The organism is Streptomyces sp. NPDC029292 (assembly GCF_055569295.1).
In genome coordinates this window covers 66,541-85,966 of sequence record NZ_JBVHXR010000014.1, presented here as the reverse complement: position 1 = coordinate 85,966, position 19,426 = coordinate 66,541, and the positions used below count along the sequence as shown (strand labels likewise).

Annotated in this window: 22 protein-coding genes and 1 riboswitch; of the genes, 12 read left to right on the top strand and 10 right to left on the bottom strand. The window is 71.4% G+C overall.

Annotated features, from left to right (window positions below):
• Positions 1–9: 9 nt before the first annotated feature.
• Positions 10–150, bottom strand: a riboswitch (cobalamin riboswitch).
• Positions 151–474: 324 nt separating this feature from the next.
• On the top strand, positions 475–633 hold the full coding sequence (locus ACZ4WS_RS28280; protein WP_467984668.1) for a hypothetical protein: 159 nt from the start codon (positions 475–477) through the stop codon (positions 631–633).
• A gap of 50 nt (positions 634–683) precedes the next feature.
• Here the strand turns inward: ACZ4WS_RS28280 and ACZ4WS_RS28275 are convergent, their stop codons facing one another.
• The 3 genes from ACZ4WS_RS28275 to ACZ4WS_RS28265 all read right to left on the bottom strand — a co-directional run bounded on the left by ACZ4WS_RS28275 (position 684) and on the right by ACZ4WS_RS28265 (position 3,063).
• Positions 684–905 carry a hypothetical protein gene (locus tag ACZ4WS_RS28275; protein ID WP_467984666.1) on the bottom strand — a complete coding sequence of 74 codons (222 nt, stop codon included), beginning with the start codon at positions 903–905 and terminating at the stop codon, positions 684–686.
• A 12-nt stretch (positions 906–917) separates the two neighbouring features.
• Positions 918–2,150: an inorganic phosphate transporter gene (locus ACZ4WS_RS28270; RefSeq protein ID WP_467984664.1), complete on the bottom strand. Its 1,233-nt coding sequence runs from the start codon at positions 2,148–2,150 to the stop codon at positions 918–920.
• Between the two features lie 169 nt (positions 2,151–2,319).
• Positions 2,320–3,063: a lysozyme gene (locus ACZ4WS_RS28265; protein ID WP_467984662.1), complete on the bottom strand. Its 744-nt coding sequence runs from the start codon at positions 3,061–3,063 to the stop codon at positions 2,320–2,322.
• Positions 3,064–3,259: 196 nt separating this feature from the next.
• Between ACZ4WS_RS28265 and ACZ4WS_RS28260 the strand changes: the two genes are divergently transcribed.
• The 3 genes from ACZ4WS_RS28260 (at position 3,260) to ACZ4WS_RS28250 (ending at position 7,003) form a co-directional block, all read left to right on the top strand.
• On the top strand, positions 3,260–3,982 hold the full coding sequence (locus ACZ4WS_RS28260; protein ID WP_467984661.1) for a class II aldolase/adducin family protein: 723 nt from the start codon (positions 3,260–3,262) through the stop codon (positions 3,980–3,982).
• 275 nt (positions 3,983–4,257) lie between these two features.
• Positions 4,258–5,385 (top strand): alpha/beta hydrolase family protein, encoded by a 1,128-nt coding sequence (locus ACZ4WS_RS28255; protein WP_467984659.1) that lies wholly within the window; start codon positions 4,258–4,260, stop codon positions 5,383–5,385.
• Positions 5,386–5,599: 214 nt separating this feature from the next.
• Positions 5,600–7,003: a hypothetical protein gene (locus tag ACZ4WS_RS28250; RefSeq protein WP_467984657.1), complete on the top strand. Its 1,404-nt coding sequence runs from the start codon at positions 5,600–5,602 to the stop codon at positions 7,001–7,003.
• 11 nt (positions 7,004–7,014) lie between these two features.
• Here ACZ4WS_RS28250 and ACZ4WS_RS28245 read toward each other — a convergent pair whose 3' ends face one another.
• Together ACZ4WS_RS28245 and ypfJ are read right to left on the bottom strand one after the other, a co-directional pair.
• Positions 7,015–7,428, bottom strand: a complete 414-nt coding sequence (locus ACZ4WS_RS28245; RefSeq protein ID WP_467984655.1) for a VOC family protein — start codon at positions 7,426–7,428, stop codon at positions 7,015–7,017.
• Positions 7,429–7,546: 118 nt separating this feature from the next.
• Positions 7,547–8,437: a KPN_02809 family neutral zinc metallopeptidase gene (ypfJ, locus tag ACZ4WS_RS28240; RefSeq protein ID WP_467984653.1), complete on the bottom strand. Its 891-nt coding sequence runs from the start codon at positions 8,435–8,437 to the stop codon at positions 7,547–7,549.
• Positions 8,438–9,143: 706 nt separating this feature from the next.
• Here ypfJ and ACZ4WS_RS28235 point away from each other — a divergent pair.
• The 3 genes from ACZ4WS_RS28235 to ACZ4WS_RS28225 all read left to right on the top strand — a co-directional run bounded on the left by ACZ4WS_RS28235 (position 9,144) and on the right by ACZ4WS_RS28225 (position 12,274).
• Entirely contained in the window at positions 9,144–10,742 is a 1,599-nt protein-coding gene (locus tag ACZ4WS_RS28235) for an ABC-F family ATP-binding cassette domain-containing protein (protein WP_467984651.1), read from the top strand.
• 372 nt (positions 10,743–11,114) lie between these two features.
• On the top strand, positions 11,115–11,336 hold the full coding sequence (locus tag ACZ4WS_RS28230; RefSeq protein ID WP_006123601.1) for a helix-turn-helix domain-containing protein: 222 nt from the start codon (positions 11,115–11,117) through the stop codon (positions 11,334–11,336).
• Positions 11,337–11,482: 146 nt separating this feature from the next.
• A complete protein-coding gene (locus tag ACZ4WS_RS28225; protein WP_467984649.1) occupies positions 11,483–12,274 on the top strand; it encodes an enoyl-CoA hydratase/isomerase family protein in 792 nt (263 codons plus the stop codon).
• A gap of 91 nt (positions 12,275–12,365) precedes the next feature.
• On the opposite strand, the gene ACZ4WS_RS28220 is transcribed toward ACZ4WS_RS28225, so the two are convergent.
• Positions 12,366–13,097: a nucleopolyhedrovirus P10 family protein gene (locus tag ACZ4WS_RS28220; RefSeq protein WP_467984647.1), complete on the bottom strand. Its 732-nt coding sequence runs from the start codon at positions 13,095–13,097 to the stop codon at positions 12,366–12,368.
• A gap of 87 nt (positions 13,098–13,184) precedes the next feature.
• Here ACZ4WS_RS28220 and ACZ4WS_RS28215 point away from each other — a divergent pair, with 87 nt between their 5' ends.
• The 5 genes from ACZ4WS_RS28215 to amaP are packed head-to-tail and all read left to right on the top strand — an operon-like array spanning position 13,185 to position 15,534.
• Positions 13,185–13,673, top strand: coding sequence for an Asp23/Gls24 family envelope stress response protein (locus ACZ4WS_RS28215; protein WP_467984645.1), 489 nt, complete (start codon positions 13,185–13,187; stop codon positions 13,671–13,673).
• 33 nt (positions 13,674–13,706) lie between these two features.
• Positions 13,707–13,892, top strand: coding sequence for a hypothetical protein (locus ACZ4WS_RS28210; RefSeq protein ID WP_467984643.1), 186 nt, complete (start codon positions 13,707–13,709; stop codon positions 13,890–13,892).
• 3 nt (positions 13,893–13,895) lie between these two features.
• Positions 13,896–14,279, top strand: coding sequence for an Asp23/Gls24 family envelope stress response protein (locus ACZ4WS_RS28205; RefSeq protein WP_467984642.1), 384 nt, complete (start codon positions 13,896–13,898; stop codon positions 14,277–14,279).
• Positions 14,276–14,950, top strand: coding sequence for a DUF6286 domain-containing protein (locus ACZ4WS_RS28200; protein WP_467984640.1), 675 nt, complete (start codon positions 14,276–14,278; stop codon positions 14,948–14,950). The genes ACZ4WS_RS28205 and ACZ4WS_RS28200 overlap by 4 nt, the downstream gene beginning before the upstream one ends.
• A complete protein-coding gene (gene amaP / locus ACZ4WS_RS28195) occupies positions 14,947–15,534 on the top strand; it encodes an alkaline shock response membrane anchor protein AmaP (protein WP_467984638.1) in 588 nt (195 codons plus the stop codon). Before ACZ4WS_RS28200 ends, amaP begins: the two co-directional genes overlap by 4 nt.
• Positions 15,535–15,543: 9 nt before the next feature.
• Here the strand turns inward: amaP and ACZ4WS_RS28190 are convergent, their stop codons facing one another.
• The 4 genes from ACZ4WS_RS28190 to ACZ4WS_RS28175 form a co-directional block, all read right to left on the bottom strand.
• Positions 15,544–16,299 (bottom strand): SDR family oxidoreductase, encoded by a 756-nt coding sequence (locus ACZ4WS_RS28190; protein ID WP_467984635.1) that lies wholly within the window; start codon positions 16,297–16,299, stop codon positions 15,544–15,546.
• Positions 16,300–16,304: 5 nt separating this feature from the next.
• The gene (locus ACZ4WS_RS28185; protein WP_467984633.1) at positions 16,305–18,089 is read right to left on the bottom strand and encodes a glycoside hydrolase family 15 protein; all 1,785 of its coding nucleotides are present in this window, start codon (positions 18,087–18,089) and stop codon (positions 16,305–16,307) included.
• A gap of 210 nt (positions 18,090–18,299) precedes the next feature.
• Positions 18,300–19,091, bottom strand: coding sequence for an SURF1 family cytochrome oxidase biogenesis protein (locus ACZ4WS_RS28180; RefSeq protein WP_467984630.1), 792 nt, complete (start codon positions 19,089–19,091; stop codon positions 18,300–18,302).
• A 50-nt stretch (positions 19,092–19,141) separates the two neighbouring features.
• On the bottom strand, positions 19,142–19,375 hold the full coding sequence (locus ACZ4WS_RS28175) for a hypothetical protein (protein WP_467984629.1): 234 nt from the start codon (positions 19,373–19,375) through the stop codon (positions 19,142–19,144).
• Positions 19,376–19,426 lie beyond the last annotated feature (51 nt).

The window sequence follows — 19,426 nt, the reverse complement described above, 5'->3', positions numbered from 1 at the left end:
CGCCCTGGTTCGACGAGACCGGCGGTGAGAGTTCCTGGCTCCCGAGGACTTCATTCCCCGGTGACAGTGGCGGGACCGCGCCGGATTCGCACCGGCTTCCTCTCTTGCCGCCGTACTTGGCTCCGGCAGTCCACCACGGGGTTAGAACACCCGTCAACTTGCTGTTGACCTGCGCGGGGAGAGTGTGCTGAGGCCCACACCCGTGGGCACACCAGCCCGCTGTGCGCCCCTCGTGCCGCGCATTCACCCGCATGAGGTGATTACCCGTCAGAGCGTTGCGGTCGCGGTGCGTGACGCCCTGCAATGTCCTGCGATCCACCAAGTTGTGCCATGGGGCGAGCGGAAGACGCGGCAGATCGCACCGCGAACGGGGATCGGCGAGGGCGGCGCACTGGATTTTGCGCCGGGGCATCACAATCCCAGGACGTCGACGCCTGGTTCTTCGTCGGCAATCTCCTGTCCGGGGCGACTGAGATGGGCACCGTCGACTACGACCTGGACCGCCTCATCGACGGCAAGCCCGACCAACTCTGCGAGCTGCTGGGCCCGCACCCCCCTGACGTGGGGCTCCCGTCCTCGTTCGCCGTCCCCCCGGAGGCAAACATGCGTCCGCCCTGCCCGGACCACCCATAAGGCGGCCCCGACAGGGCGGACGACGAAGCTGCGGCCCGCAGCCGTACGACTCAGGCCACGATGATGAAGATCCCGTACGCCACCGCAGCCGCACACGCCGCGAAGCAGGCGTACGCGCCGGTGACGGCGAGGGCGGCGGAGCCACCCCCGGCGGACGCCGACTCGCGCTTGGAGAGGCCGACGATGCCGAGGGTGAAGAGGCCGACGAGGGCCACGGTGGTCACGAGGCTGACTCCGAAGACGGAGCCGAGGGCTGCCCAGTCGATGTTCATGCGGTTCGTTCCTTACACCGTGGCCGGGCGGGTGGGCTCCGCGTCCGGGGACGGGATGGTGGTCTTCAGGTCGTCGGAGATCGGGCCCGCCGGGGGCGGGGTGACCGCGGCGATCGCCGTGGTGACGACGCCCGCGGGCTCGGCGGCGACCTCGTTGACGTTGTCGATGGTGACCGGCTCGCGGCGCGACAGGGTCCAGATGACCCCGGCACCGGCCACCAGCAGCACGCCCGTGAGGACGATGCCCCACGTGCCCTGCTTGGTCAGGAACTCGGCGCTCGCGCCGGCGAGACCGGCGGCGGGCAGCGTCAGGCCCCACGCGACGAACATCCGGGTCGCGGTCGACCAGCGGACGACACCGCCCTTGCGGCCGAGGCCCGCGCCCATCACGGCACCGGAGCAGACCTGGGTGGTGGAGAGGGAGAAGCCGATGTGCGAGGAGGCCAGGATGGCCGTCGCGGCGCTGGTCTGGGCGGCGAAGCCCTGCTGCGGCGCGAGGTCCGTCAGACCCTTGCCCATGGTGCGGATGATGCGCCAGCCGCCCAGGTAGGTGCCGAGCGCGATGGCCGTACCGGCCGACACGATGACCCACATCGGGGGGTTCGAGTCCGGGGCGATGACGCCGCCGGTGACCAGGGCCAGGGTGATGATGCCCATCGTCTTCTGCGCGTCGTTCGTGCCGTGGGCCAGGGAGACTAGGCCCGCCGAGGCGATCTGGCCCGCGCGGTAACCCTTGGCGGTCGCCTTCATGTCGCTGCGGCTGCCGATCTTGTACGTCAGCCGGGTGGCCAGCGTCGCGGCGAGGCCGGCCACGATGGGCGCGGCGACCGCGGGTATCAGGACCTTGGTGACGACGGTCGAGCCGTTCACCGACGACCAGCCGGCCGACATGACCGCGGCGCCGATCAGGCCGCCGAAGAGTGCGTGGGAGGAGCTGGAGGGCAGACCCAGAAGCCAGGTCAGCAGATTCCAGAGGATGGCGCCGACGAGCGCCGCGAAGATCACTTCGACGCGGATGCCCTCTTCGTTGATGATGCCGCCGGAGATCGTCTTGGCGACCTCCACGGAGAGGAACGCGCCGACGAGGTTCAGCACGGCGGACATGGCCACCGCCGTCTTGGGCTTCAGAGCGCCGGTCGAGATGGTCGTCGCCATCGCGTTGGCAGTGTCGTGGAAACCGTTCGTGAAATCGAACACGAGAGCGGTAACGATCACGATTCCGAGGAGGAGCGTGATGTGTTCCATTTACCCAGGCTTCTGTTTGACGTCAGTGGCACGTGGACCGTAGGCAACCTGGGTGAACGGAAGATGAACTGAGACGGGCGCAAGGGTGTATCAATCAGTGGACCGCCCCTCCGTTTGTGTCGAAGGGGCGGTCCCGTTGGTTCGAACGGAGGCGGAATATCGGGCTCCGCTACCCCCTTGCGAGCTTTTTGAGCTGGGACATGGAGCCGTTGAAGAGATTCTGGTCACCCGGCAGGCTGCCGCTGTTGTCGTACTGCCAGAACGTCCAGTACGACCAGCCGACGGGCAGCGTGCCCGCGTCCGCCGAGTCGTAGCGCGCGAGCCACAGGGCGTGGTTCGCGGCGAAGGCGCCACTGCCGCCGGTGCAGGTGTTCCACCAGTGCGTGGTCGTGTAGATCACCGGGCGGCGGCCGGTCTGCCGTTTGACCTCGTTGCTGAACGCCTTGATCCAGTTCACCATCTTGGCCTTGCTCAGGCCGTAGCACTTGTGCCTGCTGTAGGGGTTGTACTCGATGTCGAGCGCGGGCGGCAGCGTCCAGCCGTCCGCGCGCCAGGCGCCGCCGTTGCGCACGAAGTAGGCGGCCTGGGTGGTGCCGGACGACTTGTCCGGCAGTGCGAAGTGGTAGGCGCCGCGGAGGATCCCCGCGGTGCGTGCGCCGTTGTACTGCTGGCTGAAATACGGGTTGCGGTAGGTGTGGGACTCGGTCGCCTTGACGTAGACGAACCGGGCGCCCTTCGTCTTCGCGCTCTGCCAGTCGACGTTCTTCTGGTGCGAGGAGACGTCGTGCCCCTTGGGTTTGCTCGCCGCCGAGGCCGGAACCTCGGCGAGGGCGGTCCCCCCGATGGCTAACGCCGTCACGGTTGCCGCGATGACGCGGGCACGGTGACGGGACGGTTTGTGATCACGGGCCATATTTCCCCCCGGAATGGCGACGTGCACGACAAATCCCCAAGAGGTTACTGGAAGATCATCGAATGCCCGTCGATCGCTGGCCAATCACCAATAGAGGGGGATGTATGCCCATATGCGACCTTACGGACGCCCGGCTTCCGCCCTAAGGTGCCCTCGCCTGCATCGAGTTGACGTCCGCTGCTGGCAGGATCGCCGCATGGCTGAGCAGCGGCGGGACGCACGGGACGTGCGGGAGGACGCACAGGTTGCGCGGGAGCGGCACGCGCCGGACGCGCGGGGCGCGGTGGGGCGCGCGTGGGACGAGCTCGTCGCGACGGCCCGCCGGACGGTGGCCGACGGGCTGGTCGTCGGTACGTCGGGCAACGTATCGGTACGGGTCGACGGCACCGTCCTGGTCACGCCGACGGGAGTGCCGTACGACCGGCTGACGCCCGACGACGTCGTCGGCGTCGATCTCGACGGCCGTCAGATCCTCGGTTCGCTGCTTCCGACGAGCGAACTGCCGATGCATCTCGCGATCTACCGCGCCACCGACGCGCGCGCCGTCGTCCACACCCACGCCGCGCACGCGACCGCCGTCTCGACGCTCGTGTCCGAGCTCCCGCTCATCCACTACATGGCCGGAGCCCTCGGCGGACCCGTCCGTGTTGCCCCCTATGCGACATATGGCACGCCGGAGTTGGCCGAGAACATGCTCCAGGCCCTCACCCACCGCACGGCCTGCCTCCTCCAGAACCACGGCACCATCGCCCACGGCTCGTCTCTCTCCCAGGCCTACGACCACACAGCCCAGCTGGAGTGGATGTGCCGCGTCTGGCTGACGGCCTCGTCGGTACCGGGCCTGTCGCCCGCACTCCTGTCCCGGGAACAGGTGGAGGAGGCGGGGGAGCGGCTCCGGGGGTACGGACAGAAGGGCTAGCCCGCGCTCCAGAGACAGCCGCCCCGCTGTATTCCGCGGGGAGCAGGCCACCCTGCCCACCCCGGCCAGGCCGTGCTCCGCACACACGGCGCCCTTCGCCGCGCTGGGGCGGGCATCCCCTCCCGCCGCGGCGGCGCTCAGCCGAGACACGCCGATCCGGGGGTGCCGAACCATCCGCACCACCGGAAAACAAGAACCTCTCCCCCCACCGGAAGGCGCCATCCCAAGCCCCGCTCCCGCTGGCCGATAGCGGGCTCCCCCGGGAGACTGGACCCGTGCGCACAATCAAAGCCACGGCCGCAGCCCTCACCGTAGCCATAGCCGCGGGCGCAGCCTCCGTGGCGGCGGGCCGGTTCGCCAGCGACGCCGCACTGAAGGTGACGCCCGGCAGGCCCCTGCCCACCGAGCCCCGGCTCACCGTGCACGCCACGGCGGCGGGCGGGATCACGCTCACCCGGGACCTGGCCTCCCTGCGCCCGGGCACGTACGGCCTCGCCGGCGACGGCTCCCACGCGGTCGTCGGCCCGGTCCTGGACGCCACGCCCCACCCCGCCGACACGGTCGTACGCCGCCTGAAGGGTGTCACTCACGGCACCCTCGAACCCGGCGACAAGGTGTGGCTCACCCCGAACCTGCACATCGGCGACCCGAGGGCTGCCCTCGGCCTCGACCACGCCGACATCGACATACCCGGCGAACTCGGCACCCTGCCCGCCTGGTTCGTGCCCGGCGTCCGCGACACCTGGGTGATCACCGTGCACGGCCTGGGCGCCACCCGCGAACACCCCATGAACGTGCTGGGGTTCCTGGCCCGCCACCACTTCCCGGTACTCGACCTCGCCTACCGCGGCGACCTCGGCGCACCCCGCTCCCCGGACGGTCTGAACCACCTCGGCGAGACCGAGTGGCGCGACCTCGACGCGGCCATCCGGTACGCCGTGCGGTACGGCGCCGAGCAGGTCGTCCTGTACGGCTGGTCCACCGGCGCCACCATGGCCCTGCGCGCCGCGGCGCACTCCGCGCTGCGCGACCGTGTCTCCGGACTCATCCTGGACTCGCCCGTCCTGAGCTGGGAGACCACCCTGCGCGCCCTCGCCACGGCCCGCCGCACGCCCAGCGCCCTGCTGCCCCTCGCGGTGCGCGCCGCCCAGGGCCGCACCGGTCTGCACGGCGACCGCATCGAGAACGCCGCGCACCCCGACCACCTCAAGGTGCCGACCCTGCTGCTGCACGGCCCGGACGACACCATCGCCCCCTGGGGCACCTCCCGCCGCCTCGCCGAGCGCCGCCCGGACCTGGTCACCCTGTACACGGTCCCGCAGGCCCCGCACGGCGCCATGTGGAACGCCGACCCGGCAGGCTACGAAGAGGCCCTGCGCCGCTTCCTCACCCCCCTGATGTAGCCCCTGACGCAGGCGCCGCGACGGCCGGAGCACCGTCCCGTACGAGGCACCCCGGAGAAGCCGAGGGCGCGCTTCCGGTTCGGCCCGCGGCAACTCGCGTGAGGGCCCGTTCCCGCGTCTCTGGCGCCCCGAGAAGCCCGCGCGCCCACCGCCCCTGTCACCTGCTGTGGCATTCCGTTTGGGTTTTCGGACCGTCAACCGGAAGACTGCACCCGTGACGTCCCGTAACCCGCGCGACTCCAGGCTCCGACTCGTCAGCCCGCGGCCCCTGGCCGCTGCCCCCCGAGCGGTGACCCAGCGCCGCTCGCGCCGCCCCGCACCGCGGCCGCCCGAGGGCACGCCGCCGCCCGCGGAACTGGCCCGCATGGCACGCACCGGCCTGGCCGACGCGGCCCGTGTCGCCCGCTGGGCCGACGCCGCCCTGCGCCCGGGGCGCGACGGCGCGGCCCCCGACGGCAAGGGCACCCTCTCCGACGCCACCGCAGAACGGGCCGCCGCCGAATTGGGTCTGACCCCGGCTCAGGTCCGCGCCGACTGGGACACCGCACGCCTGGCGGGCCTCGTCGAGGTGCACGGCGACACCGCCCGCCCCGGCTGGCGGCTGCGCGCCTGGAACCGCGACGACAGCGCCGTACTGCGCGGCTGGGTCGCCCTCTTCGACGCCTGGTCGCTCGCGTATCCGGAACCCGCGGACCGCGAGCCCTCAGCCGTCGCCGAGGTCGTCTCCGCGATGCCTCAGGTGCTCTCCTTCCTCCAGCTCTCCGCGGGGCCCGTCCCCGTGGAGCAACTCCTCGACCTGCTCGAACAGCGCGTCACGGAACTGCGCACCGAGCGCTGCGAGATCCCCTACGGCTCCCAGCCGGAGGTCGCCCCGGACGCCGCCGAGGTCGCCGACGCCCCGCTCGCCCCCCTCCTCGACTGGGCCCTGCACGCCCTCGCCTCCGTGGGCGCGCTCACCTGCGCCGACGGACAGGCCACCCTCACCCCGCTCGGCAGCTGGGCGGTCTGGGTCAAGCTGGAGCAGATCTGCGTCGCCGCGCAGAGCCCCGCCGGGAACATCGAGCAGTCCGCCGAGGACATGCTCCGCGGCTGCGCCCAGCTGCGCCCGAACGCGGCCCGCGCCGAGTACCGCGCCTGGCTCGCCGCCCGCCCTGTCGGCAGCGCCGTCACCGAACTCCTCGACGCCGCCCGCGGTGAGGACGCCCTGACCCGCGGTCTCGCCTTCGAGGCCCTGCGCGTGGTCGGCGCCCCCGCCGAGCCCGACGTACGCGCCGTGGCCGAGGAGACCTCGCTGCGGCCCTACGCCCTGCTGTGGCTCGCCGAGCACGACGGGCACGACCCGGAGGACGCCCACGAGGTGCTCACCCGTGAGGAGTCCACCTGGCTGTGGGTGGACACCGCGGCCGCCGTCGCCGACCACGGTGAAGCCCCGCTCCTCGTACGGCACTTGGAGTCCGCGGTGCAGCCCACCGTGCCCGCGCTGCTCGACGAGGTGCGCGCGGTCGGGCATCCCCGCACCGTGCAGGTCCTGGTCGCGCTCGCCGCCGCCCACCCGGACCCGGCCCTCGCCAAGGCCGTACGCCGGGCCGCCTTCCAGGTGCACACCGGGGGGAACTGAACGCCCCGGCGTCAGTCCGCTATCTCAGGGGCGTACGTGCCGAAGCTCCAGATGTTGCCCTCGGCGTCCCGGGCCATGTAGTCCCGCGAGCCGTAGTCCTGGTCGGTCGGGGGCATGAGGATCTCCGCGCCGTGGTCCAGGGCGCGCTGGTGGTGTGCGTCGACGTCGTCCACGACGACATACACCCCGGTGGGTCCCGCGTCCTTCATCGCGCCGTCGAAGACGCCGCCGCGGCCCGTGGAGCCGAGCATCACCGCGCCGTTGCCCTGCACCAGCTCGGCGTGCATCACCGAGCCGTCCTCACCCTCGTACACCGAAGCCTCGGTGAAGCCGAAGGCCTCCGTGAGCTGCTTGATCGCCGCCTTCGCATCCGCGTACAGCAGCGTCGGGTAGATGCTCGGGCGCCCGCTGTCCATGCCTGCCATGCCGATCACTCCCACTCGTCCCGCCGCCGGAATGTCATCCGCTGCCCAGTCTTGCACCGGGTACTGACAACGCCCCGCCGAGCGGAACCGGACTCCCCGCCACTGCGGAGCGAGCGGCTCAGCGGAACGTGTTGCACCGCGCCATGTCGCCGCTGCGGTAGCCCTGGTAGAACCACTGCTGCCGCTGCTGGGCCGAGCCGTGCGTCCAGGTCTCCGGGGTCACCCGGCCCTGGAACCGCTCCTGGATCCGGTCGTCGCCGACGGCCGCCGCCGCGTCCAGGCCGTCGCGGATGTCGGCGTCCGTAAGGCTGGTCATCAGCGGTTTGCCCGTCGACGGGTCCTTCGTCGTCGTCGCGTTGTGCGCCCACACCCCGGCGTAGCAGTCGGCCTGCAGCTCCACCTTCACCGCGTTGCTGTTCGCGCCGGTCCCGCCGTCCTGTGACCTGCTCAGCGTCCCCATCAGGTCCTGCACGTGGTGCCCGTACTCGTGCGCCACCACGTACGCCTGCGCGAACGGCCCGCCGCTGGAGCCGAACTTGGTCCGCAGGTCGTCGAAGAAGCCCAGGTCCAGATAGACCTTGCGGTCGCCGGGGCAGTAGAACGGCCCGACAGTGGACGTCGCGGTGCCGCACGCCGTGCCGACCTGGTTGCTGAAGAAGACCGTCGGGGAGCGCGTGTAGGTGCCACTGCGGCGCCTGAACTCCTGCGTCCAGTAGTCCTGCACGCTGTTGACCACCGCCACGATGCGGCAGTCTTCCTTGGCGTTCGCGTCGCTTCCCTTGCGGCAGGTCTGCTGGACCTGGGCGAGGGAGGAGGAGGTCGCCGCGGGCTGGTCGTTGCCGGAGGAGAGTCCGAGCTGGTCGGGCCCGACTCCGAAGAACAGGCCGATGAGCAGGGCGATCAGGCCGGCGATGCCACCGCCTACGGTCGCCTTGCCGCCGGGGATTCGACTGCCGCGCACATCCTGCACCTCGGAGGTGTCCAGGTCGGCGTCGTCGTCGAACTGCATGGGCACACCACCCTCTGCCGTACGAGGCTCACACGAGGCTCTGTGGCGCCATCCTCATACGCTCCCGGGCCCCCGGCCCCGAGCGGAGGTCCGAACGGGGGACGCCCCCGCCCGCCGTGTCCCGACCGCCCCCTACGGGGATCACGTCAGCGTCCACGCGCGCGTGGACGCGATCGCGCTCTGGGACGACGGGCTGGTCACCGACACCGCGCGGGACGACGGCGGCGCGGTGCGCCGGCACCGGGCCTTGCCCGGGGCCGTCCCGTGGCTCGCGGCCCATGGGGGACCGGTGTGCTGCGGCCCCTCAGCCCCTGGATGCTCGCTTTGGTCACCCCTCAGCGCATCGCCGCGTACCGCATCGCCGACGGCGATCTGCGCTGGGTGCTGCCGCCCGCCGCGGCTGTGCCTTCGCCGCCGCGCGCGCGGTGCGCCATCACAGGGCGCTGCTCATCGCGCAGCCCTGCGCCGCCACGGACAGCTGGACCGGCGAGATCATCGCCGTGGACGACCTGGGCAGGATCGCCCCGGACCGCACGCCGCTGGGCAACGAGCTACGGGGCGAGCATCACAGTGCCGAACACCCTCACACAGAAAAAGTGGTTGCACGGCCCCGTTAGACTTGGCCCATGGCCATTCTCCTCGCGCATTAGACGGCGGGAACGTCCTCAGCCGTCCATCCCGCCCCCATCCGCCCTGGAGTCTGTCCGTGATCTCCGCCTCCGGTATCGAGCTGCGCGCCGGCGCCCGCCTCCTCATCGAGTCCGCCACCTTCCGTATCGCCAAGGGCGACCGCATCGGCCTGGTCGGCCGCAATGGCGCGGGCAAGACGACGCTCACCAAGGTCCTCGCGGGCGAGGGCGTCCCCGCCGCCGGCAATGTCGCCCGCTCCGGCGAGGTCGGCTACCTGCCGCAGGACCCGCGCACCGGCGACCTCGACATACTCGCCGGTGACCGCATCCTCTCCGCGCGCGGCCTGGACACCCTGATCCGCAAGATGCGCGAGAACGAGCAGCGCATCGCCAACGGCTCGGGCGCCACCCGCGAGAAGGCCATGCGGCAGTACGAGCGCCAGGAGACGGAGTTCCTCACCAAGGGCGGTTACTCCGCCGAGGCCGAGGCCGCCACCATCGCCGCCGCGCTGAACCTTCCCGACCGCGTGCTCGGCCAGCCCCTGCACACGCTCTCCGGTGGTCAGCGCCGCCGTATCGAGCTGGCCCGGATCCTCTTCTCGGACGCGGACACGCTCCTCCTCGACGAGCCGACCAACCACCTCGACGCCGACTCGATCGTCTGGCTGCGCGACTACCTGAAGACGTACCGTGGCGGCTTCATCGTGATCTCCCACGATGTCGACCTCGTCGAGACGGTCGTCAACAAGGTCTTCTATCTGGACGCCAACCGCGCCCAGATCGACGTCTACAACATGGGCTGGAAGCTCTACCAGCAGCAGCGCGAGGCCGACGAGAAGCGCCGCAAGCGCGAGCGGCAGAACGCCGAGAAGAAGGCCGCCGCGCTGCACTCGCAGGCGGACAAGATGCGCGCCAAGGCCACCAAGACGGTCGCCGCGCAGAACATGGCCAAGCGCGCCGACCGGCTGCTCGCCGGACTCGACGCGGTACGGGTCTCGGACAAGGTCGCCAAGCTGCGCTTCCCGGAGCCCGCGCCCTGCGGCAAGACCCCGCTCATGGCCGAGGGCCTGTCGAAGTCGTACGGCTCCCTGGAGATCTTCACCGACGTCGACCTGGCCATCGACAAGGGCTCACGCGTCGTGATCCTGGGCCTGAACGGTGCCGGTAAGACGACCCTCCTCAGGCTCCTCGGCGGCGTCGAGACGCCCGACACCGGCGAGGTCGTCGAGGGCCACGGCCTCAAGCTCGGCTACTACGCGCAGGAGCACGAGACCCTCGACCCCGAGCGCACGGTCCTGGAGAACATGCGCTCCGCCGCCCCCGACCTCGACCTGGTCGAGGTCCGCAAGACGCTCGGCTCGTTCCTGTTCTCCGGCGACGACGTCGACAAGCCGGCCGGAGTCCTCTCCGGCGGTGAGAAGACCCGTCTCGCGCTCGCGACCCTCGTGGTCTCCTCCGCGAACGTCCTCCTCCTCGACGAGCCGACGAACAACCTCGATCCGGCCTCCCGCGAGGAGATCCTCGGCGCGCTGCACACCTACAAGGGCGCCGTCGTCCTCGTCACCCACGACGAGGGCGCCGTGGAGGCGCTCCAGCCGGAGCGGATCATCCTGCTGCCGGACGGCGTCGAGGACCTGTGGGGTGCCGACTACGCCGATCTGGTCGCGCTGGCCTAGCTCCCGACCCGGGCCCCGAGGACGTCAGCGGGGCGTGATCGAATGACTGATCCACTGCGTATGGATCATTCGGCCGATCCGTGATCCATCATCTGTGTGAGATCTCCTCGTACCGAGGTGTGTCCTACATCGATTTCGCGGCCGAGCCCTTTGTTCCCAAGGGCTCGGCCGTCTCGCGTCGCTGACCAGGTACTTCGCGGAAGAACCCGTTCGGCTGTACGGACGATGGCCCCCGGAACCTGTGATTCCACTCGTGGGGACGGGCTCCTGTCGTCAAAAGCTTGTCTTACGGACCTTGCCGAATGGGTGGCCATGAGGCCCAGGAGGGGTGATCATGAGAGTCCAGAGCGCACTTCCCATGAGGAGGCACGGGTGGCCGAGACTCTGAAGAAGGGCAGCCGGGTAACCGGCGCCGCGCGCGACAAGCTCGCGGCAGACCTGAAGAAGAAGTACGACTCCGGTGCGAGCATCCGAGCGCTGGCCGAAGAGACCGGCCGCTCGTATGGCTTCGTGCACCGGATGCTCAGTGAGTCGGGCGTCACGCTCCGAGGGCGTGGTGGAGCGACGCGGGGCAAGAAGGCCGCCTCGGCCTGAGGCCGGGCGGCCCCATCGGCTTCGGTGGTGACCACCCGGTCGGTCGGGTGATCGACCGGGTGGTTACTGTGCAGTCACTTAGGTGTGTCCCTCGTGTTCCTCACGGGGTAAGCACCTGATCCGACTGCACCCATCGGAGGCGCCCCATGGCTTCGCTCGACCCGGTATTCGACAAGGACGGCGTACGGCTCACCGTCGACGACGCGATCGCCACGGTGACACTGGCCAACCCGGACAAGCGCAACGCCCAAAGTCCTGCTCTGTGGCGGGCGTTGACGCAGGCCGGGCGGTCACTGCCGGGCTCTGTCCGTGTGGTCGTCCTGCGCGCCGAGGGCAAGTCCTTCTCCGCGGGGCTCGACCGGCAGGCGTTCACGCCCGAGGGCTTCGACGGCGAACCGTCGTTCATCGACCTCGCGCGTGGCTCCGATGCCGAGCTCGACGCGACCATCGCCGAGTACCAGGAGGCGTTCACCTGGTGGCGGCGCAGCGACGTCGTGTCCATCGCCGCCGTGCAGGGGCATGCCATCGGTGCGGGGTTCCAGCTCGCGCTCGCCTGTGACCTGCGCGTCGTCGCGGACGACGTGCAGTTCGCCATGCGCGAGACTAGCCTGGGGCTCGTCCCCGACCTCACGGGTACGCATCCGCTGGTGAGCCTCGTGGGATACGCCCGCGCGCTCGAAATCTGCGCGACGGGTCGGTTTGTGCTGGCCGAGGAGGCCGAGCGCACCGGTCTCGCCAACCTTGCGGTGCCCGGCGGGCAGCTTGATGAAGCGGTGCGGGATCTTGCCGGTGCGCTGTTGTCTGCGCCCCGGGACGCGGTCATCGAGACGAAGGCGTTGTTGCGCGGGGCGCAGGACCGTACGTACGAGGAACAGCGCGTTGCTGAGCGTGCCGCTCAGGCTCGGCGGCTGCGGGATCTTGCGGGGGTGGGTGACTGAGGTCGTCTCGGGGCTGCGGGTTCGGGTGGGCTGGTCGCGCTCACGCGGCGGAGCCGCATAGGTCACAGCCCCGCGCCTCTGAACGGGCGCTCTAGTGGACGGCGGTTACCAGGACAGCCACCGATGGGCTGTCCGGCAGGACCTGCGTGACTGCTGCTCTCACGGCCCTTGCCACATCTGCGGTCCGCTCCTCCGCCGTCACTGCCAGTTCGACGCGGACATGGCGACGCGGCAGGGCCGGGTCGCCGCCGCGCACCTCCTCGATGTGCACCGGGCGGCCCAGAACGTCCGTCAGACGGGTCACGCCCGGGACGGACAGCGCGGCGGCTGCCACCTGTGACTCGTCGGCGCCTGTCGGCTCGGCGGCCGGTCGCACCTCATCGGGGTGTACGGCGGCAGGGGTGCCGTCCTGTTCCAGCAGGCCCGTCACCCGCAGGTCCACGTCCGTGACCGTCAGGCCGAGCCGTTCCGTCGCCGCCGCTGCCAGGGCCAGGCGGAGGCGGGCCGCCGTTGTCGGGAGCGGGTCGATGCCCGGGGCCGTGGGGTCCGCCGAGGCCGTGAACTCCGCGCCGATGCGCAGGGAGCCGGGTGGCAGAGCGCTCGGCGGGGGCGGCACGACGGGGTCGTCCGCCTGGTCCGGGTCGGCGAGGGAGATCCGGAGCGTGCCGAGGTGCACGCCGCGCACGGAAGCCGTCGCGCGCCGCAGTACCGAGTCGGCCGCCTCCTCCGTGATCCACGCGCCGTCGTGCGGGAGGCCGAGGGGCAGCAGCCTGCCGAGCCCGAGCTGCTTTCGTACCACCTGTGTCCACCGGTCCGCCGTCATTGCCCCAGCCTGCCGCATCCCCGGCGCGCGAGCGCGCAACCCCACTTACTGTGGGCAGAGGAGGACGACCGAAAGGGACGTACGGCCATGACCGACATGACGGAGCGGAACCGGACGGGGACTTCCGAGGGCGAGAAGGAGTCACCGCAGACCCGTAAGCCCGGTGTCACCAAGCGCGGCGGCGGTGATCCCGCCACCCGGGGACGGACCACGATCGCCGACGGAGTCGTGGAGAAGATCGCCGGGCTCGCCGCCCGCGACGTGCTCGGCGTGCACGCGATGGGCAGCGGGCTGAGCCGCACCTTCGGGGCGGTGCGCGATCGAGTGCCCGGCGGTTCGAAATCCGTCTCGCGGGGCGTCAAGGCCGAGGTCGGTGAGCTGCAGACCGCGCTCGACCTGGAGATCGTCGTGGACTATGGCGTGTCGATCGCGGACGTCGCCCACGCCGTACGGGAGAACGTCATCGCGGCCGTCGAGCGCATGACCGGGCTCGAGGTCGTCGAGGTCAACATCGCCGTCAGCGACGTGAAGCTGCCGGACGAAGAGGAAGAGGAGCCGGAGACGCGGCTTCAGTGACCCCCCGGCCACCGAACTGCTGAGGAGCGCACCATGAGCTTGGCCGTGATCGGCATGATCGCCGGAATGGCGCTGGCCTTCGCCGGGTACTTCGGCGGATTCGGGGCCTTCTTGCTGGTGGCCGCCCTGGGGGCCATCGGCTTCGTCGTCGGGCGGTTCCTGGAGGGGGACCTGGACGTCGGTGACTTCTTCCGCAGCCGCGACGACCGGCGGCGGTGACGCGTGACCTCTCACCCCGGTCGGCTCGGTGAGCCACGGCGGCCCGTGACGGCCGTCGCGGCGGCCGAGCGGGGCGCGACCCGGATCGCCGACCGGGTCGTCGCGAAGATCGCCGCGCAGGCGGCGCGGGAGGCCCTGGTGGCGCTGCCCCCGGACGCCATGCCCCCGCACGCGACGGTCGTCGTGCACCACGAGAGCGCCCGCGTCCGCGTCAGCCTGGAACTCGACTATCCCTCCGACATCGGTGGCCAGTGCCATGCGGTGCGTCGCCATGTCGCCCAGCGGGTAAGGGCGTTGGTAGGGATGGAAGTGCCGGAGGTGGCCGTCCAGGTGGAGCGGCTGCACCTGGCGCAGGCGCCCGGCGCGGCACAGGGGAGGACGCAATGAGCGAGCCCCAGGGCTCCGAGAACACCCGGCGCATGCCTGTCATGGAAAAGGCCGCCGAGAGCGAGCTCGGCCAGTCCGCCTCCTCGGCGGCCTACGAACCGCTGCCCACTCTCGATGCCGAGGACGGCGGCCAGGGCCGGTTCTGGTCCGCTCGCCGCGTCCCCGCGGGCATCCTCGCGACGCTGCTCCTCGTCGGCGCGGGTGCCTTCCTGTACGACATCGCGGCCGTACGGGCCCACCGGCCCGCCATGCACTGGCGCAGGTCCCTCGCCCGGCAGCTCGCCCAACGCCCCCTCGACGACACCTGGGTGCTCGTCGGCGCCGGAGTGGTGGCCGCTCTGGGCATCTGGCTGGTCGTACTCGCCGCCACCCCCGGACTGCGGGACGTCCTGCCGATGCGCCGCACCCATGCCGACGTGCGGGCGGGACTGCACCGGGGCGCGGCCGCGACGGCGCTGCGCGACCGGGCCATGGAGGTCGCCGGAGTGCAGTCGGTCCGCGTCCGCATGGGACGCAGGAAGGTCGACGTCCGCGCGCTCTCGCACTTCCGTGAACTCGACGACGTACGAGCCGACTTGGACGCCACGCTCGCCGACGGCATCAGGGGGCTCGGCCTCGCCCGGCCGCCCGCTCTGTCGGTGCACGTCGCACGCCCGGGCCGGAAGGGGTGAGGCCGGTGCTCAGGATCGTCAACCGCGTCCTGCTCGGGATCATCGGTCTCGCGCTGGTCGTCCTCGGCGGCTCCGTGCTCGCCGTCGGGCTCGGTCTCGAGCCGCCCTCGTGGTGGATCCACGACGGGCGGCACGACGTACTGCTCAGTGACGCGGACCGGACCCGGTGGCGGGACCACGGGTGGTGGTGGCCGAGCGTCATCGCCGTCCTCGCGGTCCTCGTCGTGCTCGCCCTGTGGTGGCTGTCGTCCGTGCTGCGGCGGCGCCGGCTCACGGAGGTGCTCGTCGACACCGGCGACGGCGAGGGCGCGCTGTTGCGCGGGCGGGCCCTGGAGGGCGTACTGGCCGATGAGGCGGGGCAGTCGGACGGCGTCCAGCGGGCCCAGGTGCTGCTGACCGGGCGGCGCAGCACCCCCGAGGCGCGGGTGCAGCTCCTGCTGGAACCGCATGTGGACCCCGGGCACGCGCTGCACCTGCTGACGACCGAGGCGCTCGCGCACGCGCGGGACTCCGCGGGCCTGGCCGCGCTCCCCGCGGACGTACGCCTCCGCGGGGTCAAGCACCGGGCCGAGAGGGTGAGTTGACCCTCCGGCTCAGAACCCGTGCCGCATCCCGCCGTCCACCGGCAGCATGATGCCCGTCAGATACGACGCCGCGGGCGAGAGCAGGAACGCGGCCGCGCGGCCGAACTCCTCCGAGGTGCCGTAGCGGCGCAGCGGGATACGGGCCTCGTTGGCGGCGCGGGTGGCCTCCGGGTCGGCGGAGAGGCCGTCGAGTTCGCGGACGCGGTCCGTGTCGATGCGGGACGGGAGCAGGCCGACGACGCGGATGCCGCGCGGGCCGAGCTCGTCCGCGAGGGACTTGGCGAAGCCCGCGAGGCCGGGGCGCAGACCGTTGGAGATGGTCAGCCCCGGAATCGGCTCGTGCACCGAGCCGGACAGCACGAAGCCGATGACACCGCCCTCGCCGAGCTCCGCCGCGGCCGCGCGGGCCAGCCGCACCGCGCCCAGGAAGACGGACTCGAACGCGGCCGTCCACTGCTCGTCCGTGTTGTCGGCGACGAACCCGGGCGGCGGGCCGCCGACGCTGATCAGGATGCCGTCGAAGCCCCCGAAGCGCTCACGGGCCGCCGCGATCAGCCGGGCCGGGGTCCCCGGGCCGGCGTTGTCGGCGGCCACCCCGACCGCGTTCGGGCCGAACGCGGACGCGGCGTCGGCGACGCTCTTCTCGTCGCGCCCCGTGACGATCACCTTCGCGCCGTCGGCGACGAGTTCACGCGCGGCGGCGTTGCCCAGGCCACGGGTGGCTCCCGTGACGACGTACACACGGTCCTTCAGTCCAAGATCCATGGCCCCTATCCTGCCTGCTCGCCCCCGAACAGAGCGAGGGCGGTCCCCACCAGGCCGATATGGCTGAACGCCTGCGGGAAGTTGCCGAGCTGGAGGCCCGCGACGGGGTCGTACTCCTCGGACAGCAGGCCCACGTCGTTGGCCAGCCCCACCAGCCGCTCGAACAGCTCGCGGGCCTCCCGCGTACGGCCCGTCAGATGCAGTGCCTCCGCGAGCCAGAACGAGCAGACCAGGAACGTGCCCTCGCCGCCCGGGAGCCCGTCGATGCTGGGTCCTTCGGCGGTGTAGCGGCGCAGGAAGCCGTTGTGGCCGAGATCCTCGCGGACCGCGTCGATCGTGCCGACGACCCGTGGATCGTCGGGCGGCAGGAAGCCGACGCGGGGGATGAGCAGCAGCGACGCGTCCAGCTCGCGCGAACCGTAGGACTGCGTGAAGGTGTTCCGCTCCGGGTCGAAGCCGCGCTCGCACACCTCTTGGTGCACCTCGTCGCGCATCGCTCGCCAGCCCGCCAGGTCACCGTCCAGCTTCGGGTCGCCCTCCAGAGCGCGCACCGCGCGGTCGGCGGCCACCCATGCCATCACCTTCGAGTACACGAAGTGCCGACGCGGGCCACGCACCTCCCAGATCCCCTCGTCCGGCTGCCGCCACACCGTCCGCAGGAACTCCATAAGGGCGACCTGCAGCCGCCACATGTGCGGCTTGGAGGGCAGCCCCGAACGCCGGGCCAGCGACAGCGAGTCGATGACCTCGCCGTACACGTCGAGCTGCAGCTGCTGTACGGCGTCGTTGCCGACCCGGACCGGGTACGAGCCGGCGAAGCCGGGCAGCCACGGCAGCTCGTACTCGGTCAGGCGGCGCTCGCCGGCGAGGCCGTACATGATCTGGAGATCCGCCGGGTCGCCGGCGACCGCGCGCAGCAGCCAGTCGCGCCAGGCCTCGGCCTCGTCGAGATAACCGGCCGCGAGGAGCGCGCCGAGCGTGAGTGTGGAGTCGCGCAGCCAGCAATAGCGGTAGTCCCAGTTGCGGACGCCGCCGAGCTCCTCGGGGAGCGAGGTGGTGGGGGCGGCCACGATGCCGCCGGTCGGCGCGTAGGTGAGGGCCTTGAGGGTGATCAGGGAGCGCACGACCATGTCGCGGTGCGGGCCGTCGTAACGGCAGCGCGCCGCCCACGCCTGCCAGTCCTCGACGCTGGTGCGCAATGCCTCGTGCGGGTCGGACAGCGGCGGGCGCGGCTGGTGCGAGGGGTGCCAGGTCAGCACGAAGGCGACCTTCTCGCCCTCGGCGACCGTGAACTCCGAATACGTGCGGAAGTCCTTGCCGTAGGTGTGCACGGGCGGCTCGCTGCGCAGCCACACCGCATCCGGGCCCGCGACCGCGACGCGGTGCCCGTTCGCCCGGCGCATCCACGGCACGATCGAGCCGTAGTCGAAGCGCAGCCGGAGCAGACTGCGCATCGTCACCCGGCCGCTCAGCCCTTCGACGATGCGTACGAGATCGGGGGCGTGCTCGCGCTGCGGCATCAGGTCGGTCACCCGGACCGTGCCCTCGTCCGTGTCCCACTGGGTGTCGAGCACGAGCGTGTCGGGGCGGTACGCGCGCCGGGTGCAGGCGCCCGCCCCCTTGGGCGCGATGCGCCAGTGGCCGTTGTCCTCGTCGCCCAGCAAGGCGGCGAAACAGGCCGCCGAGTCGAACCGGGGCAGACAGAGCCAGTCGACGGACCCGTCCCGGCCCACCAGGGCGGCGGTCTGCTCGTCGCCGATGAGCGCGTAGTCCTCGATGCGTTGTTGCACGTGGGGCGAGTTCCCGGCGGGGGCCGGGGTCAATCGGTGAGGGGGCCGACCGGGTGAGGGGCGGGCTGCGGAGCCGAACCGGCCGGATCCTGTGCGGCGGCTTGCCGCAGGGCGGACACGTACGGGGCAGGTCGGACGTGTCGCCCGGCGGGCCGGGGTGCGTTGCGGCCAGGCCTCGCACGGCCAAGCCCCGCCCGGCCCGTCCCGGCGCTACACGGCCGCGGCGGCCGTTTCCGGAGTGGACTCGGCGGCGGCGGCCTCCGCGCGGTCGCGGCGCTCCCGCCTGGCCAGGATCACCCAGCCCACCGGGACGCCCGCCGAGAACAGCCACCACTGGACCGCGTACGCCATGTGCGGACCGATGTCGCTGTGTTCGGGGTCGGGGATCAGCTCGGGGGAGTCGCCCTTGGGCTTCGGCGCGGTCTGCTCGATGTAGCCGCCGAGGACCTGCTTGCCGAGCCGCTGTGCCTGCTGCTCGCTGTTGATCAGCATGACCTGGCGGTCCGGCAGGCCCTGGACGTTCTTGATGCCGCTCTCGGCGGTCGTCTCGTCGGCCATCAGCCGGCCGGTGACGGTGATCTCACCCTTCGAGGGCGCCGGGATCTTCGGGAACGCGGTCTGCGCGCCGTCCGCCGGGACCCAGCCCCGGTTGACGACGAGGACCCGGCCGTCGTCCAGGACGAAGGGGGTCAGGACGTGGTAGCCGACCTCGCCGTCGGAGTTGGTGCGACGGCGTACGACCTCTTCGTGGGCGGTGTCGAAGTGGCCCTTCGCGGTCACCCGGCGGTACAGGTCGTCGTGCTTGACGTGCCGCCCCGGCGCGGTGAGCGACTCGGCGGGCACCGGCTTCGCGGTCAGCGACTCGGAGATCACCGTGTTCAGCGCGACCTTGTGCTCATGGCGGTGCAGCTGCCAGAAACCCAGCTTGATCATCGTCGGGATGAGCGCGAGGGTCACGAGGGTGAGAATCACCCACTGCCGGGACAACAGGAAGCGGTACACCCCACGACCGTACAACTCGGTCGTGGGGCGTATTCAGGGGGGTGCGGGACTCAGACCTTGTCGACGATCCCCACCTTCCCCTCCGCGCGGGCGCAGTGCGCGCCGCAGAACCAGTGGCCCTCGACCTCGACCCCTTGCCCGATGACCTGTACACGGCAGTGCTCGCAGATGGGGGCCATCCGGTGGATCGCACAGGAGAAACAGTCGAAGACATGCACCGCGCCCTGCGCGTGCACCTCGAACGTCATGCCGTAGTTGTTTCCGCACACTTCACATGTCGCCATGCGCCACAGGGTGAGGCGCCGACGCGGCGCGGGCGAGCGGGCGCCGGGCGA

Coding starts and splice junctions, on each gene's coding strand:
- ACZ4WS_RS28280 (WP_467984668.1), top strand. CDS start 475: ATGGGCACCGTCGACTACGACCTGGACCGCCTCATCGACGGCAAGCCC.
- ACZ4WS_RS28275 (WP_467984666.1), bottom strand. CDS start 905: ATGAACATCGACTGGGCAGCCCTCGGCTCCGTCTTCGGAGTCAGCCTC.
- ACZ4WS_RS28270 (WP_467984664.1), bottom strand. CDS start 2,150: ATGGAACACATCACGCTCCTCCTCGGAATCGTGATCGTTACCGCTCTC.
- ACZ4WS_RS28265 (WP_467984662.1), bottom strand. CDS start 3,063: ATGGCCCGTGATCACAAACCGTCCCGTCACCGTGCCCGCGTCATCGCG.
- ACZ4WS_RS28260 (WP_467984661.1), top strand. CDS start 3,260: ATGGCTGAGCAGCGGCGGGACGCACGGGACGTGCGGGAGGACGCACAG.
- ACZ4WS_RS28245 (WP_467984655.1), bottom strand. CDS start 7,428: ATGGCAGGCATGGACAGCGGGCGCCCGAGCATCTACCCGACGCTGCTG.
- ypfJ (WP_467984653.1), bottom strand. CDS start 8,437: ATGCAGTTCGACGACGACGCCGACCTGGACACCTCCGAGGTGCAGGAT.
- ACZ4WS_RS28225 (WP_467984649.1), top strand. CDS start 11,483: ATGGCTTCGCTCGACCCGGTATTCGACAAGGACGGCGTACGGCTCACC.
- ACZ4WS_RS28220 (WP_467984647.1), bottom strand. CDS start 13,097: ATGACGGCGGACCGGTGGACACAGGTGGTACGAAAGCAGCTCGGGCTC.
- ACZ4WS_RS28215 (WP_467984645.1), top strand. CDS start 13,185: ATGACCGACATGACGGAGCGGAACCGGACGGGGACTTCCGAGGGCGAG.
- ACZ4WS_RS28210 (WP_467984643.1), top strand. CDS start 13,707: ATGAGCTTGGCCGTGATCGGCATGATCGCCGGAATGGCGCTGGCCTTC.
- ACZ4WS_RS28200 (WP_467984640.1), top strand. CDS start 14,276: ATGAGCGAGCCCCAGGGCTCCGAGAACACCCGGCGCATGCCTGTCATG.
- ACZ4WS_RS28190 (WP_467984635.1), bottom strand. CDS start 16,299: ATGGATCTTGGACTGAAGGACCGTGTGTACGTCGTCACGGGAGCCACC.
- ACZ4WS_RS28175 (WP_467984629.1), bottom strand. CDS start 19,375: ATGGCGACATGTGAAGTGTGCGGAAACAACTACGGCATGACGTTCGAG.